General features: G+C 69.4%; 11 protein-coding genes and 1 pseudogene. All 12 read left to right on the top strand.

From position 1 onward, the window contains the following. Positions 1-236 precede the first annotated feature (236 nt). Positions 237-1,955: pseudogene (ggt, locus tag FV229_RS20640) on the top strand (gamma-glutamyltransferase). Positions 1,956-2,068: 113 nt separating this feature from the next. Then, positions 2,069-2,842 (top strand): lysophospholipid acyltransferase family protein, encoded by a 774-nt coding sequence (locus FV229_RS20635; protein WP_147753755.1) that lies wholly within the window; start codon positions 2,069-2,071, stop codon positions 2,840-2,842. A 217-nt stretch (positions 2,843-3,059) separates the two neighbouring features. Continuing rightward, entirely contained in the window at positions 3,060-3,416 is a 357-nt protein-coding gene (locus FV229_RS20630) for a hypothetical protein (RefSeq protein ID WP_306422408.1), read from the top strand. A gap of 304 nt (positions 3,417-3,720) precedes the next feature. Then, complete coding sequence (locus tag FV229_RS20625) at positions 3,721-4,749, top strand: DUF2125 domain-containing protein (RefSeq protein WP_246688270.1); 1,029 nt, start codon at positions 3,721-3,723, stop codon at positions 4,747-4,749. Positions 4,750-4,914: 165 nt separating this feature from the next. Continuing rightward, the gene (urtA, locus tag FV229_RS20620) at positions 4,915-6,183 is read left to right on the top strand and encodes an urea ABC transporter substrate-binding protein (RefSeq protein ID WP_147753752.1); all 1,269 of its coding nucleotides are present in this window, start codon (positions 4,915-4,917) and stop codon (positions 6,181-6,183) included. Between the two features lie 263 nt (positions 6,184-6,446). Continuing rightward, positions 6,447-7,373, top strand: coding sequence for an urea ABC transporter permease subunit UrtB (gene urtB / locus FV229_RS20610; protein ID WP_147753751.1), 927 nt, complete (start codon positions 6,447-6,449; stop codon positions 7,371-7,373). Positions 7,374-7,384: 11 nt separating this feature from the next. Next, positions 7,385-8,554, top strand: coding sequence for an urea ABC transporter permease subunit UrtC (gene urtC, locus FV229_RS20605; protein WP_147753750.1), 1,170 nt, complete (start codon positions 7,385-7,387; stop codon positions 8,552-8,554). Between the two features lie 7 nt (positions 8,555-8,561). Beyond that, complete coding sequence (urtD, locus tag FV229_RS20600; RefSeq protein WP_147753749.1) at positions 8,562-9,347, top strand: urea ABC transporter ATP-binding protein UrtD; 786 nt, start codon at positions 8,562-8,564, stop codon at positions 9,345-9,347. A 74-nt stretch (positions 9,348-9,421) separates the two neighbouring features. After that, the gene (gene urtE, locus FV229_RS20595) at positions 9,422-10,111 is read left to right on the top strand and encodes an urea ABC transporter ATP-binding subunit UrtE (RefSeq protein WP_187273591.1); all 690 of its coding nucleotides are present in this window, start codon (positions 9,422-9,424) and stop codon (positions 10,109-10,111) included. Positions 10,112-10,122: 11 nt separating this feature from the next. Then, entirely contained in the window at positions 10,123-11,139 is a 1,017-nt protein-coding gene (locus tag FV229_RS20590) for an alpha/beta fold hydrolase (protein ID WP_147753747.1), read from the top strand. 77 nt (positions 11,140-11,216) lie between these two features. Continuing rightward, the gene (gene fmdA / locus FV229_RS20585; RefSeq protein WP_147753746.1) at positions 11,217-12,446 is read left to right on the top strand and encodes a formamidase; all 1,230 of its coding nucleotides are present in this window, start codon (positions 11,217-11,219) and stop codon (positions 12,444-12,446) included. Positions 12,447-12,508: 62 nt separating this feature from the next. Next, complete coding sequence (locus FV229_RS20580) at positions 12,509-12,826, top strand: zinc ribbon domain-containing protein (RefSeq protein ID WP_147753745.1); 318 nt, start codon at positions 12,509-12,511, stop codon at positions 12,824-12,826. Positions 12,827-12,930 lie beyond the last annotated feature (104 nt).

The following is a 12,930-nucleotide window of genomic DNA, read 5'->3' as shown; positions in this document are numbered from 1 at the left end:
GCCCTGGCTCGTGCGCGGGGCCGTGCGCCCCGGCGTCGCGGCGCTGGCGGCGGAGGCACGCGTGACCGCGATCCTGTTCCTGGCCGGCGCCGGCGCCGGGCTCGTCTACTGGCTGATCGCGGGGCGAAGCGCCGGACGGCCGGCGTAAGCGTTCCAAGACGGGGCTCGCGGAACCCGCCGCCGGGGCGAAGCGCCGGCGCCTGCCGCGTGGCCGCGGCCGTGCTATCCACGGTGGCATGAGATCGACCCGCGCCGTCCTCGCCGTCCTGCTCGCGCTCGGCGGTCCCGCCTCAGCACAGAGCCCGGCGCCGCCGATCCCCTCCGACGACGCACGGATGCTGCCGGTCCTGGCGGCGCACGGCATGGTCGCGAGCCAGGAGGCCCAGGCGACGCGGGTCGGCGTCGACATCCTCCGGCGCGGCGGCAACGCGGTCGACGCCGCGGTCGGCTTCGCGCTGGCGGTGACCCTGCCGCAGGCGGGCAACCTCGGCGGCGGCGGGTTCATGATGGTGCACCTGGCCGACCGGCACGAGACCGTGGCGATCGACTACCGCGAGACCGCGCCGAGGGCCGCCACCGCCGACATGTTCCTGGCGCCCGGCGGCGAGCCGGACCGGGACGCCTCGCGGCGCGGCGGAAAGGCCGTCGGCGTACCGGGCACGGTGCGGGGGCTGGCGGAAGCGCACCGCCTCTACGGATCGGGCACGCTGTCGCTCGCCGAGCTGATCGCGCCGGCCGAGGCGCTGGCCCGCGGCGGCATCCCGGTCGCGGGCGGCCTCGCCGATTCCCTGCCGCGCTCGGCCGGCCTCCTCGGGCGCTGGCCCTCGACCCGGAAGATCTTCTTCCGCGACGACGCCCCCCTGCCCCGGGGCGAAAGCCTGGTGCAGGCGGACCTCGCGGGCACGCTGCGCGCCATCGCCGAAGGCGGGCCGGACGCGTTCTACGCCGGCCCGGTCGCCGCGCGGATCGCGGCGGCCGTGCGCGAGGCCGGCGGCCTGATGACGGAGGCGGACCTCTCCGCCTACCGCCCGGTGATCCGCCAGCCGGTGCGCGGCAGCTACCGCGGCTAGGAGGTGGTCTCGATGCCACCGCCCTCCTCGGGGGGCGTCCACCTGATCGAAATCCTGAACATCCTCGAGGGCTTCGACCTCGCCGCGATGGGCGCGGGCAGCGCCGCCGCGATCCACACCCTGGCCGAGGCGACGAAGCCGGCCTACGCCGACCGCGCCACCTGGCTCGGCGACCCGGACCAGGTCCGCGTGCCGGTGCAGGGCCTCACCGCGAAACCCTACGCGGCGACGCTGCGCCGGGCGATCGACCCGGACCGGGCGCGGCCCGCCGACAGCATCGCGGCCGGCGACCCTCCGCCGCCGGAGCCCGACCAGACCACGCATGACTCCGTGGTGGACGCGGCCGGCAACGCGGTCGCCAACACCTACACCCTGAACTTCTCCTACGGGGTCGGGCTGGTGGCCGAGGGCACGGGCGTGCTGCTCAACAACGAGATGGACGACTTCTCCGCCAAGGCCGGCACCCAGAACGCCTACGGCCTCGTCGGCGGCGACGCCAACGCGGTGGCGCCGGGCGCCCGCCCGCTCTCCTCGATGACGCCGACCTTCCTGTTCCGGGATGGGCAGCTCACTCTCGTCACCGGCAGCCCCGGCGGCAGCCGCATCATCACCACGGTGCTCGCGGTGATCGTCAACCTGGTCGACTTCCGCATGAACCTCGCGGAGGCCGTCGCCGCGCCACGCATCCACCACCAATGGAAACCGGACGTGCTGCGCGTCGAGCAGGGTCTCTCGCCCGACACCCTCGCCCTGCTGCGGGCGCGGGGCCACGACGTTAGGGTGGGGGCGAGCTCGGGCTCGGCCAACTCGATCCTGCGCAGCGGCGGCCTGCTCGCGGGAGCGGCCGACCCGCGCCAGCGCGACACGCTGGCCGAGGGGTATTGATGTGAGGCCTGAGTATTGAGGCAGGACCCAAGACAACCTGAGGCGTCACGCCCGAGCGCCCTTGGCCCCGGCCGCGCCTGCGCGTTAAAGGGGGATCGTCACAGAAGGTCCCGATGCTCGCCGTCCGCTCCCTCACGTTCAACCTCTGCTTCTACGCCGCCACCACGCTGATCGCGTTCGGCGGGCTGCCGACGCTGGTCTCGGGGCGGGCGGTGATGCGGCTGGCGCGGCTGTGGGGGCGGGTGACGCTGTGGCTGCTGCGCGTGGTCGCCGGCACGCGGGTCGAGTTCCGCGGGCTGGAGAACATCCCGGCCGGCGCGATGCTCGTCGGCGCCAAGCACCAGTCGGCGCTGGAGACCCTGGCCCTGTGCACGGTGTTTCCCGAATTCGCCTACGTGCTGAAGCGCGAGCTGCTGTTCATCCCGCTGATCGGCTGGTTCCTGTCGCGCAGCGGCATGGTGGCGATCGACCGGTCGAAGGGCGCGCGCGCCATGAGCCTGATGAACGCGGCCGCAGCCGACGCAATCGCGCAGGGGCGCCAGCTCATCGTCTTCCCCGAGGGCACCCGGACGGCGCCGGGCGCCGACCCGGCCTACAAGCAGGGCCTGTCCCACCTCTACGCGGCGCTCTCCGTGCCGTGCCTGCCGGTGGCGCTGAACACCGGCCTGTACTGGCCGCGCCGCAGCTTCGTCCGCCGCCCCGGCACCACGGTGATCGAGTTCCTGCCGCCGATCCAGCCGGGCCTGGCGCGCGCGGACTTCCTCGACCTCGTCCAGGATCGCATCGAGACTGCCTCGAACGCCCTGCTCGCCGCCGGACGCGCCGACCTTGGACAGGCCGGCCGAACGGCTCCCGAGCCACAGCGCGAGACCTCGCGCCCGGCCTGACGTCGGACGCCGATTCCTGCGTCCGCGGCACCACCGGGACATTGTGAAACGCCCTTCGAATTCCCATTTTGTTCTCACGAGACGAATCGCTTGACGGGCGCTCGGCGCCCGATCTAGGTTGGAACAAATGGCGAACAAAAGAGCCTTGTCCTGGTCTGCGGCCCTTCGCGACCTGACGGACGAGCGGACACGGAGACGGGACGTGCGGGAAGAGCGCTTGAGGACCACTGCCGGCCTTCGCGGCACCCCGGCCCTGGCGCTCAGCGCCTGGCGCGGGCGTTCGGGACGGCGCTATGTGGTCGGCGTGCATGACCTCAGCGCGCCCGAGCTCGACGAGATGGGCGAGGCGGTGGTGATCGCCGTCCGCCGCGATCCCGCGGGCATCGCCGAGCTGGTGTCGGTGTCGTCCTCCGGTGAAAGCCCGCGCGAGCGCCTGCATCGCACCTGGCTCGCCCGCGCCCGCAAGGGCGGCGCGACGGAGATGCACGTGCACCGGCTCGCCGAGGGCGAGGCCGAGCGCAAGGCGATCGTCGACGACCTCTCGATGGAGAGCGCGGACCCCGCGCACGCCTGAACCCCCTTCGCTCGATCGGGGCGGCCGGCGTATCCGGCTGGCGCCCGCGCGCTCGGGCGAAGGCCGAATCCGCCGGCCCGGTGGGGTGATGTGGATTTGGCATGACGCCGCCCGCGCCCCAGTTTCGCCCCGAGCCTCCCCTCATGCCTTGCGCTGGCATGGACGATCGCGGACGAACCTGCGATGGGGCGAGCGCGGGGAGCGAACGATGCAGGATCCGGCAAGGCAAGATCCTTCGGGGCGAGCCCCCATCGAGCCCGCCGCGGTGCCGCCGAGGGCGCCGCGCTCCCGGCGCGGCCTGTTCATGCCCTACATCCTGCTGCTGGCGCTGGTGCTGCTGTGGTCGGCGGGCTGGTTCTACGTCCGCGGCCGGGCGGCCTCCGAGATGGACGGCTGGATCGCCCGCGAGGCCAGCGCCGGCCGGACCTGGACCTGCGCCGACCGGTCGATCGGCGGCTATCCGTTCCGAATCGAACTGCGCTGCGGCTCGGTCAGCCTCGCGCGCGCCGACGGACGCTTCCGGCTCGGCCCGCTGACGGCGGTCGCCCAGGTCTACCAGCCGCGCCACGTGCTGATGCTCGCCGAGGGCCCGTTTCACGTGGAACAGGGCGACCTCGTCGGCGACGCGACCTGGACGATGCTGGAGGGCAGCTTCCACGGCGCATCTGACGGGTTCGTCCGCGCCTCGCTCGTGGTCGACGCGCCGTCTGTGACGGTGGCCGGCGCGACGCCCGATCCGATCGCGGTCTCCGCCCGCCACCTCGAGCTGCATGCGCGCCCGACGCCGGGACGCTTCGAATCGGACGGCGCCGTAGACCTCAGCCTGCGCCTGTCGCAGGCCCTGGCCCCGATGGCGGATGCGCTGATCGGCAACGCCGACCCGGCCGACCTCACCCTCGACGCCACCGTCGACCGCGCGACGACCCTCGGCACCGGCACGGTGGCGCGCGAGCTGGAGCGCTGGCGCCAGGCCGGCGGAAGCCTCGACGTCGCCAGCCTCGCGCTGGCCAAGGGCGAACGGCGGCTGCAGGCCAAGGGCAGCCTCGGGATCGACCAGGGCCACCGCGTCGAGGGGCAGCTCGACCTGCGCGCGGCGGGCGTCGAGTCGCTGGTCGCGGCGGTGGTCGGGCAGCGCTTCGGCGCCGACCGCGGCGCGCTGGTCGGCAACCTCGTCGGCGGCCTGCTCGGGCTGCGCCGCCAGCCCGAGGGCGGTGCGGGCGACGCCTCCGGCGAGGTGGCGCTGAAGCCGCTGCCGCCGCTGCGGCTCGCCGACGGCCGGATCCTGTTCGGGCCGATCGCGATCCCGAACGTGCGGCTGCAGCCGCTGTACTGATCGCACGCGTCCGGCATCGAGGGTGGAGCAGACTGCGCCGCCCGCACGGCGCCGGCCATACGCAAAACAGCGTATAGGTCGCGACGCGACCGAGCCCCTAGCCTGCGCCACGATCCGCGGCCGTTCCATGAGCCGCCGGACGCGAGATGCGAGGCGTAAGGCACGATGGCTGACGGGGATCACGATCTAAACCGGGGCTTGCGCTCGCCGCTGCGGCGCAAGCTGCTCATGGGGCTGGCGGCCGCGCCGGCCCTCTCGCTCCTGCCGCGCAACGCCTTCGCCGCCGGCCCGGCGACCTCGGCGGTGAGCACCACCGGCCTCGCCGTCACCGACACCGAGGTGACCTGCGGCATCCTCCACTCGATCACCGGCACCATGGCGATCTCGGAGACCGGCGCGCAGCAGGCGGAGAAGCTCGCCATCGCGCAGATCAACGAGGCCGGCGGCATCCTCGGCCGCAAGATCAAGATCATCCAGGAGGACGGCGCCTCCGACTGGCCGACGTTTGCCGAGAAGGCCAAGAAGCTGCTGGTCAACGACAAGTGCGCGGCGGTGATGGGCTGCTGGACCTCCGCCTCGCGGAAAGCCGTGCTGCCGGTGTTCGAGCAGTACAACGGCCTCCTATACTACCCGACCTTCTACGAGGGCCTGGAGCAGTCCAAGAACGTGTTCTACACCGGCCAGGAGGCGACGCAGCAGATCCTCGCGGGTCTCGACTGGGTGCACAAGGAGAAGGGCGGCGACACGTTCTTCTTCGTCGGCTCGGATTACATCTGGCCGCGCACCTCGAACAAGATCGCCCGCAAGCACGTCGAGAACGTGCTCAAGGGCAAGGTCGTCGGCGAGGAGTACTTCCCGCTCGGCCACACGCAGTTCAACTCGGTCATCAACAAGATCAAGCTCACCAAGCCGAAGGTGATCTTCACCGACGTGGTCGGCGGCTCGAACGTGGCGTTCTACAAGCAGCTGAAGGCCTCGGGCATCGACCTCTCGAAGCAGGTGCTGCTGACGATCTCGGTCACCGAGGACGAGATCGACGGCATCGGCGGCGACAACATCGCCGGGGCGTACTCGTGCATGAAGTACTTCCAGTCGATCGAGAACGACAACAACAAGAAGTTCGTTGCCGACTTCAAGAAGATGTGGGGCGAAAAGACCGTCATCGGCGACGTCACCCAGGCCGCCTACCTCGGGCCTTACCTGTGGAAGATGGCCTGCGAGAAGGCCGGCTCGTTCGACGTCGACAAGGTCGTCGCCGCCTCGCCCGACCTCGAATTCAAGGGCGCGCCGGAAGGCTACGTCCGCATCGACCCGAACCACCACCTCTGGTCGAAGACCCGCGTCGGCAAGGCCAAGCCCGACGGCCAGTTCGAGATCGTCTACACCAGCCCCGAGCTGATCAAGCCGGACCCGTTCCCGAAGGGTTACCAGTAGGCCGCATCCGCGCGCCGCCGACGCGGCGCGCGATTTGCAGACGGCCTTTCGACGATCACTCATCCCCCCGACCTCATCCTGAGGCGCCCGCGGCAGCGGGCCTCGAAGGAGGGCTCCAGGGGTCGCCGAGCGCGCCGGAAGGCCCCTTCGAGGCCTCCGCTTCGCTCCGGCACCTCGGGACGAGGTGGGAGGGTGGGAGACGGCGATCGCGCAAAGCGGCGGGCCACGGCCCTCCGGCATTCCCGACGGCTCGGAGCGCACGGATGTTCGGTGACTATTCCCTCGGCGACCTCGGCGCGATCTTCGCGATGCAGGGCTTCGCCGGCCTGATCCTGTTCTCCGTCTACGTGCTGATGGCGCTCGGGCTGGCGATCATCTTCGGCCAGATGGGCGTGATCAACATGGCGCACGGGGAGTTCATGATCCTCGGCGCGTACATGACCTACCTGTGCTCGACGTTCTTCCAGAGCTACCTGCCGGCCCTGTTCCCGGGCTACTTCTTCCTGGCGATGGTGCTCGCCTTCTGCGCCTCGGGGGCGCTCGGGATGCTGGTGGAGTGGGCGCTGATCCGCCACCTCTACAAGCGCCCGCTCGACACGCTGCTCGCCACCTGGGGCCTGTCGCTGATCCTGCAGCAGGCCTACCGCTCGATCTTCGGGGCGCGCGAGGTCGGCGTCGAGCTGCCGACCTGGCTGATCGGCTCGGTGCAGGTCACCGAGTCCATCGAGATCCCGATCAACGGCCTGTTCGTGATGGCTGTCACCACGCTGATCACGGTCGGCGTCGCGCTGCTGATCTACCGCTCGCGCTTCGGCCAGCAGGTTCGCGCGGTGATGGCGAACCGCCCGATGGCAGGCGCCGTCGGCATCGATACCGAGAAGGTCGACCGCTACACCTTCGGCCTCGGCTGCGGCATCGCGGGCGTGGCCGGCTCGGCCTTCACCATGATCGGCTCGACGGGGCCGACCTCGGGCCAGCTCTACATCGTCGACACCTTCCTGATCGTCGTGTTCGGCGGGGCGGCCTCTCTGCTCGGCACCATCGCCTCGGCCTTCTCGATCTCGCAGACCCAGTCAACGCTGGAATTCTTCCTCTCCGGCTCGATGGCCAAGGTGCTCACCCTGCTCGCGGTGGTCGGCATCCTGATGCTGCGGCCGCAGGGCCTGTTCACCCTCAAGGTCCGGCGCTGAGGATTTCGACGATGAAGAACCCCGTCCAGACCCTGACCAAGTCCGTCACCGTGAACGACAACCCGTTCATGAAGCCGATCGAGTGGCTGAGCCTCGCGCTTCTCGCTCTGGTGCTCCTCGTCGTGCTGCCGAGCCTGCTCGACGCCTTCCGGCTCAACCTGGTGGGCAAGTACCTCACCTACGCCTTCGTGGCGCTCGGCCTCGTCATCTGCTGGGGCTATGCCGGCATCCTGTCGCTCGGCCAGGGCTGCTTCTTCGGCCTCGGCGGCTACTGCATGGCGATGTACCTGAAGCTCGAGGCGTCCAGCGTCGCGAACACCAAGATCCAGTCGACGCCGGGCATCCCCGACTTCATGGATTGGAACCAGATCACCGAACTGCCGTGGTTCTGGAAGCCGTTCCAGAGCCTGCCGCTGACCTTGATCCTCGTCGTCGCGGTGCCGGTGCTGTTCGCCTTCGCGATCTCGGCGGCGATGTTCAAGCGCCGGGTCGGCGGCACCTACTTCGCCATCATCACCCAGGCGATCGCCGCGATCCTGACCATCCTGATCGTCGGGCAGCAGGGCTACACCGGCGGCATCAACGGCATCACCGACCTGCGCACCCTCCACGGCTGGGACATCCGCACCGACAGCGCCCACACCATCCTGTACTTCGTCAACGGCGGGCTGCTGCTCGGCTGCATCTTGATCGCGCAGTTCGTGAAGAAGTCGAAGCTCGGGCGCATCCTCGTCGCGATGCGCGACAAGGAGGACCGGGTGCGGTTCTCCGGCTACTCGGTCGCCGGGTTCAAGGTCTTCGCCTTCTGCCTCGCCGCCGCCTTCGCGGCGATCGGGGGCGCGATGTTCACCCTCCAGGTCGGGTTCATGTCGCCGTCCTTCGTCGGCATCGTGCCCTCGATCGAGATGGTGATCTACGCCGCCGTCGGCGGGCGGATGTCGCTGTTCGGCGCGGTCTGGGGCACGCTGCTCGTCAACTGGGCCAAGACCAGCTTCTCGGAATCCTTCCCCGACCTGTGGCTGTTCGGCCTCGGCGCCCTGTTCATCGCCGTGGTGCTCGCCTTCCCGAACGGCCTCGCCGGCATCTGGCGCGAGCACATCGAACCCCGCCTCACCCGCCGGGTGAAGGGTCTGCGCGCCCCGCCCCCCGCGATCGTCCCCCACGGCGCCCCGGCCGAGTGAGAGCATCATGAACGCCGCGATCCTCCCGGGCTCCGTCATCGGCGCCAACCCGAACGCCCCCGAATACCTGCTGGCGGTCGACGCCCTCACCGTCTCCTTCGACGGGTTCAAGGCGGTCAACGACGTCTCGTTCTACGTCGACCCCAACGAGATCCGGGTGATCATCGGCCCGAACGGGGCCGGCAAGACCACCGTGCTCGACCTGATCTGCGGGCGCACCCGCGCCAGCGCCGGGTCGATCAAGTACAAGGGCCAGGAGCTGACCAAGCTCACCGAGAGCGCGATCGTCCAGGCCGGCGTCGGGCGCAAGTTCCAGACGCCGTCGATCTACGACGACCTCACGGTGTTCGAGAACCTGGAGATCTCGTTCCCGCGCGGGCGCTCGGTGTTCGGGGCGCTGACCTTCAAGCGCGACGCCGAGGTGCGCGACCGCATCCACGAGATCGCCGAGACGATCTTCCTCAAGGACCAGCTCCTGGAGCGCGCCGAGTTCCTCAGCCACGGCCAGAAGCAGTGGCTCGAGATCGGCATGCTGCTGATCCAGGATCCGGAGCTGCTGATGCTCGACGAGCCGGTGGCCGGGATGAGCGTCGGCGAGCGCATCAAGACCGCCGAGCTCCTCAACCAGATCATCGTCGGCCGCTCGGTGTTGGTGATCGAGCACGACATGAAGTTCGTCGAGGACATCGCCCACCGGGTCACCGTGCTGCACCAGGGCAAGGTCCTGTCGGAGGGCTCGATGGAGCGGGTCAAGAACGATCCGAAGGTCATCGAAGTGTATCTGGGACACTGAGCATCATGCTGCAGACCGCGCATCCTCCCCTGGCGAAAGCCCCTCCGCTGCCGACGGTCCCGTCGGCCGCGCCGATCCTGCGCGTCGCGGACCTGCACGCTGCCTACGGCCAGAGCGAGGTGCTGCACGGCCTCGACTTCCAGGTCGCGCCCGGCGAGATCGTCGCGGTGATGGGCCGCAACGGCATGGGCAAGACCACGCTGATGAAGACCCTGATGGGGATCGTGCCGGTGAAGGCCGGCTCGATCCGCGTCGACGGCGCCGAAATCGGCGGCCTCAAGAGCCATGCCCGCGTCGCCAAGGGCCTCGCCTACGTGCCGCAGGGCCGGATGATCTTCTCGACCATGACGGTGCAGGAGAACATCGAGACCGGGCTGACCGTCACCGGCACACGCCGCGTCCCCCAGGACCTCTACGACATGTTCCCCGTGCTGTTGGAGATGAAGGGCCGGCGCGGCGGCAACCTCTCCGGCGGCCAGCAGCAGCAGCTCGCCATCGCCCGGGCGCTCGCGAGCCGCCCGAAGGTGCTGCTCCTCGACGAGCCGACCGAGGGCATCCAGCCCTCGATCATCCGCGAGATGGGGCGGACGCTGAAGGCGATCCGCGACGCGCGCGGCCTGTCGATCGTCGTCTCCGAGCAGGTGCTGAGCTTCGCCCTCGACGTCGCCGACCGGGTGCTCGTGATGGAGAACGGCGAGATCGTCCACGAGTCGCTGCGCGCCGACATCGACGAAGCGCAGGTCGCCCGCTTCCTCTCGGTCTGAACGAGGACATCATGGCCGATTACGAGATCTTCGAGCTCGGCGACCACGTTCTCCAGTGCGGCAAGACGCTGCGCAACGCCAAGCTCGCGTTCAAGACCTTCGGCACGCTCAACGCGGCCCGCGACAACGCCATCGTCTACCCGACCTGGTATTCCGGCCAGCACACCGAGAACGAGTGGCTGATCGGGCCGGGCAAGGCCCTCGACCCCGACACGTACTTCATCATCATCCCCAACATGTTCGGCAACGGGCTCTCGTCCTCGCCGAGCAACACGCCGGCTCCCTGGAACGGGCCGCGCTTCCCCAACGTCACGGCCTACGACAACGTCCGCGCACAGCACCGGCTCGTCACCGAGCATTTCGGCATCGAAAAACTGGTCCTGGTGACCGGCTGGTCGATGGGGGCGCTCCAGACCTACCATTGGGGCGCGCTCTATCCCGAAATGGTCCCGCGCATCCTGCCGTTCCAAGGCTCGGCCAAGTGCTCGCGGCACAACTTCGTCTTCCTCGAGGGTGCCAAGGCGGCGCTCCAGGCCGACGCCGCCTTCGCAGAGGGTTGGGATGCGAGCCCGCCGAACAAGGGGCTGCGCGCCTTCGGCAGGGTCTACGCCGGCTGGGGCCTGTCGCAGACCTTCTACCGGATCGAGGCCGACAAGACCCACATGGGCTACGCCTCGCTCGAAGACTTCCTCGTCGGATTCTGGGAAGGCCTGTTCTACACGCGCGACGCCAACGACCTGCTCGCGATGCTGTGGACCTGGCAGAACGGCGACATCGGCGCCAACGACACCTTCCGCGGGGACACCAAGGCGGCGCTTCGCGCGATCACCGCGAAGGCGATCCTGATGCCGGCCTCGACCGACCTGTACTTCCCGCCCGAGGACAACCGGATCGAGGCGGAGTCGATGCCGAACGCCGAGTTGCGCGTCATCGACACGTGGTGGGGCCACTTCGCCGGCGGACCGGGCACCAGCCCCGACGACATCCAGATCCTCGACGACGCGCTGAAACGGCTGCTCGCGAGCTGAAAGGTTTCGGCCGGCTCAACCGGTCGTTCGGGGCATCGCCGTCCCCAGGTTTCCAAGACAGGGAGCAAAGTCAGAAAATGCCCGAGACGCTGATCAAGGTCGACCTGACGCAATCGGCCTACGACAACGACATGGTGCACAACCGCTGGCACCCGGACATCCCGATGGTCGCCATGGTGAAGCCCGGCGACGACTTCATCGTCGAGACCTACGACTGGACCGGCGGCTTCATCAAAAACAACGATTCCGCCGACGACGTGCGCGACATCGACCTGTCGATCGTCCACTTCCTCTCCGGCCCGATCGGCGTCGAGGGCGCCGAGCCCGGCGACCTCCTGGTGGTCGACCTCCTCGACATCGGCGCCAAGCCCGAGAGCCAGTGGGGCTTCAACGGCTTCTTCTCGAAGAACAACGGCGGCGGCTTCCTCGACGAGCACTTCCCCCAGGCCCAGAAGTCGATCTGGGACTTCGAGGGCATGTTCACCAAGTCGCGCCACATCCCCGGCGTGCGCTTCCCCGGCCTGATCCATCCCGGCCTGATCGGCTGCCTGCCCGATCCGAAGATGCTCGAGACCTGGAACACCCGCGAGAAGGCGCTGTTCGACACCGACCCGAACCGGGTGCCGGCTCTCGCCACCCTGCCCTTCGGACCCACCGCCCACATGGGACGCCTCAAGGGCGAGGCGAAGGAGAAGGCGGCCGCGACAGGCGCCCGCACGGTGCCGGGGCGCGAGCACGGCGGCAATTGCGACATCAAGGACCTGTCGCGCGGATCGAAGATCTACTTCCCGGTCTACGTGCCCGGCGCCGGCCTCTCGATGGGCGACCTGCATTTCAGCCAGGGCGACGGCGAGATCACCTTCTGCGGCGCGATCGAGATGGCCGGCTGGGTCCACCTCAAGGTCAGCCTGATTAAGGACGGCATGGCCAAGTACGGGATCAAGAACCCGATCTTCAAGCCGTCGCCGGTTACGCCGAAGTTCGACGACCACTTGATCTTCGAGGGCGTCTCGGTCGACGAATACGGCAAGCAGCATTATCTCGACGTGACGGTGGCCTACCGGCAGGCCTGCCTCAACGCGATCGAGTACCTGAAGAAGTTCGGCTACTCGGGCGCGCAGGCCTACTCGATCCTCGGCACCGCACCGGTCCAGGGCCACATCTCGGGCGTGGTCGACATCCCCAACGCCTGCGCGACCTTGTGGATTCCGACCAAGATCTTCGAGTTCGACATCAATCCCGGCGCCGACGGGCCGACGAAGTTCATCGACGGCTCGATCCAGATGCCGCTCTCACCGGATCTGTAGTCTCCTGGTTTGCTGCGCTTCCCGGCCGGCAAACCGCACACACTTTGCCTGGAAGCGCGCGAATGCCGGTCTACGATTACGCTTGCGAGGCCTGCGGGCCGTTCACGGTGCTGCGCCCGATGGCGCAGTTCAAGGACCCGCACGACTGCCCCGATTGCGGGACGGCGTGCGGGCGCGCCTTCCTCACCGCGCCGAACCTCGCCTCGATGGATGCGGGCCGGCGCAAGGCCTACGCGACCAACGAGCGGAGCGCGCACGCCCCCCGCAAGTCGTCCGCGCACGGGGCCGGCTGCGGCTGCTGCTCGGGGACGAAGGCCAAATCCAACCCCACGGCCGCCAAGAGCTTCCCGAACGCGCGGCCCTGGATGATCAGCCACTGACGGACCAACCTTCCCCCCTCTGCGGGGGAGGGTGCCCTGCGGATGCAGGGCGGGAGAGGGGCCGGCTCCGAACCCTCCGGACATCGCGCTCCCCTCTCCCGACC

Origin of the sequence: Methylobacterium sp. WL120 (assembly GCF_008039465.1) — a bacterium.
Taxonomy (GTDB): Bacteria; Pseudomonadota; Alphaproteobacteria; order Rhizobiales; family Beijerinckiaceae; genus Methylobacterium; species Methylobacterium cerastii.
The sequence above is the reverse complement of the archived record's forward strand: the minus strand, read 5'-3'. Positions and strand labels throughout refer to the sequence as shown.

Coding starts and splice junctions, on each gene's coding strand:
- FV229_RS20635 (WP_147753755.1), top strand. CDS start 2,069: ATGCTCGCCGTCCGCTCCCTCACGTTCAACCTCTGCTTCTACGCCGCC.
- FV229_RS20625 (WP_246688270.1), top strand. CDS start 3,721: ATGCCCTACATCCTGCTGCTGGCGCTGGTGCTGCTGTGGTCGGCGGGC.
- urtA (WP_147753752.1), top strand. CDS start 4,915: ATGGCTGACGGGGATCACGATCTAAACCGGGGCTTGCGCTCGCCGCTG.
- urtB (WP_147753751.1), top strand. CDS start 6,447: ATGTTCGGTGACTATTCCCTCGGCGACCTCGGCGCGATCTTCGCGATG.
- urtC (WP_147753750.1), top strand. CDS start 7,385: ATGAAGAACCCCGTCCAGACCCTGACCAAGTCCGTCACCGTGAACGAC.
- urtD (WP_147753749.1), top strand. CDS start 8,562: ATGAACGCCGCGATCCTCCCGGGCTCCGTCATCGGCGCCAACCCGAAC.
- FV229_RS20590 (WP_147753747.1), top strand. CDS start 10,123: ATGGCCGATTACGAGATCTTCGAGCTCGGCGACCACGTTCTCCAGTGC.
- fmdA (WP_147753746.1), top strand. CDS start 11,217: ATGCCCGAGACGCTGATCAAGGTCGACCTGACGCAATCGGCCTACGAC.
- FV229_RS20580 (WP_147753745.1), top strand. CDS start 12,509: ATGCCGGTCTACGATTACGCTTGCGAGGCCTGCGGGCCGTTCACGGTG.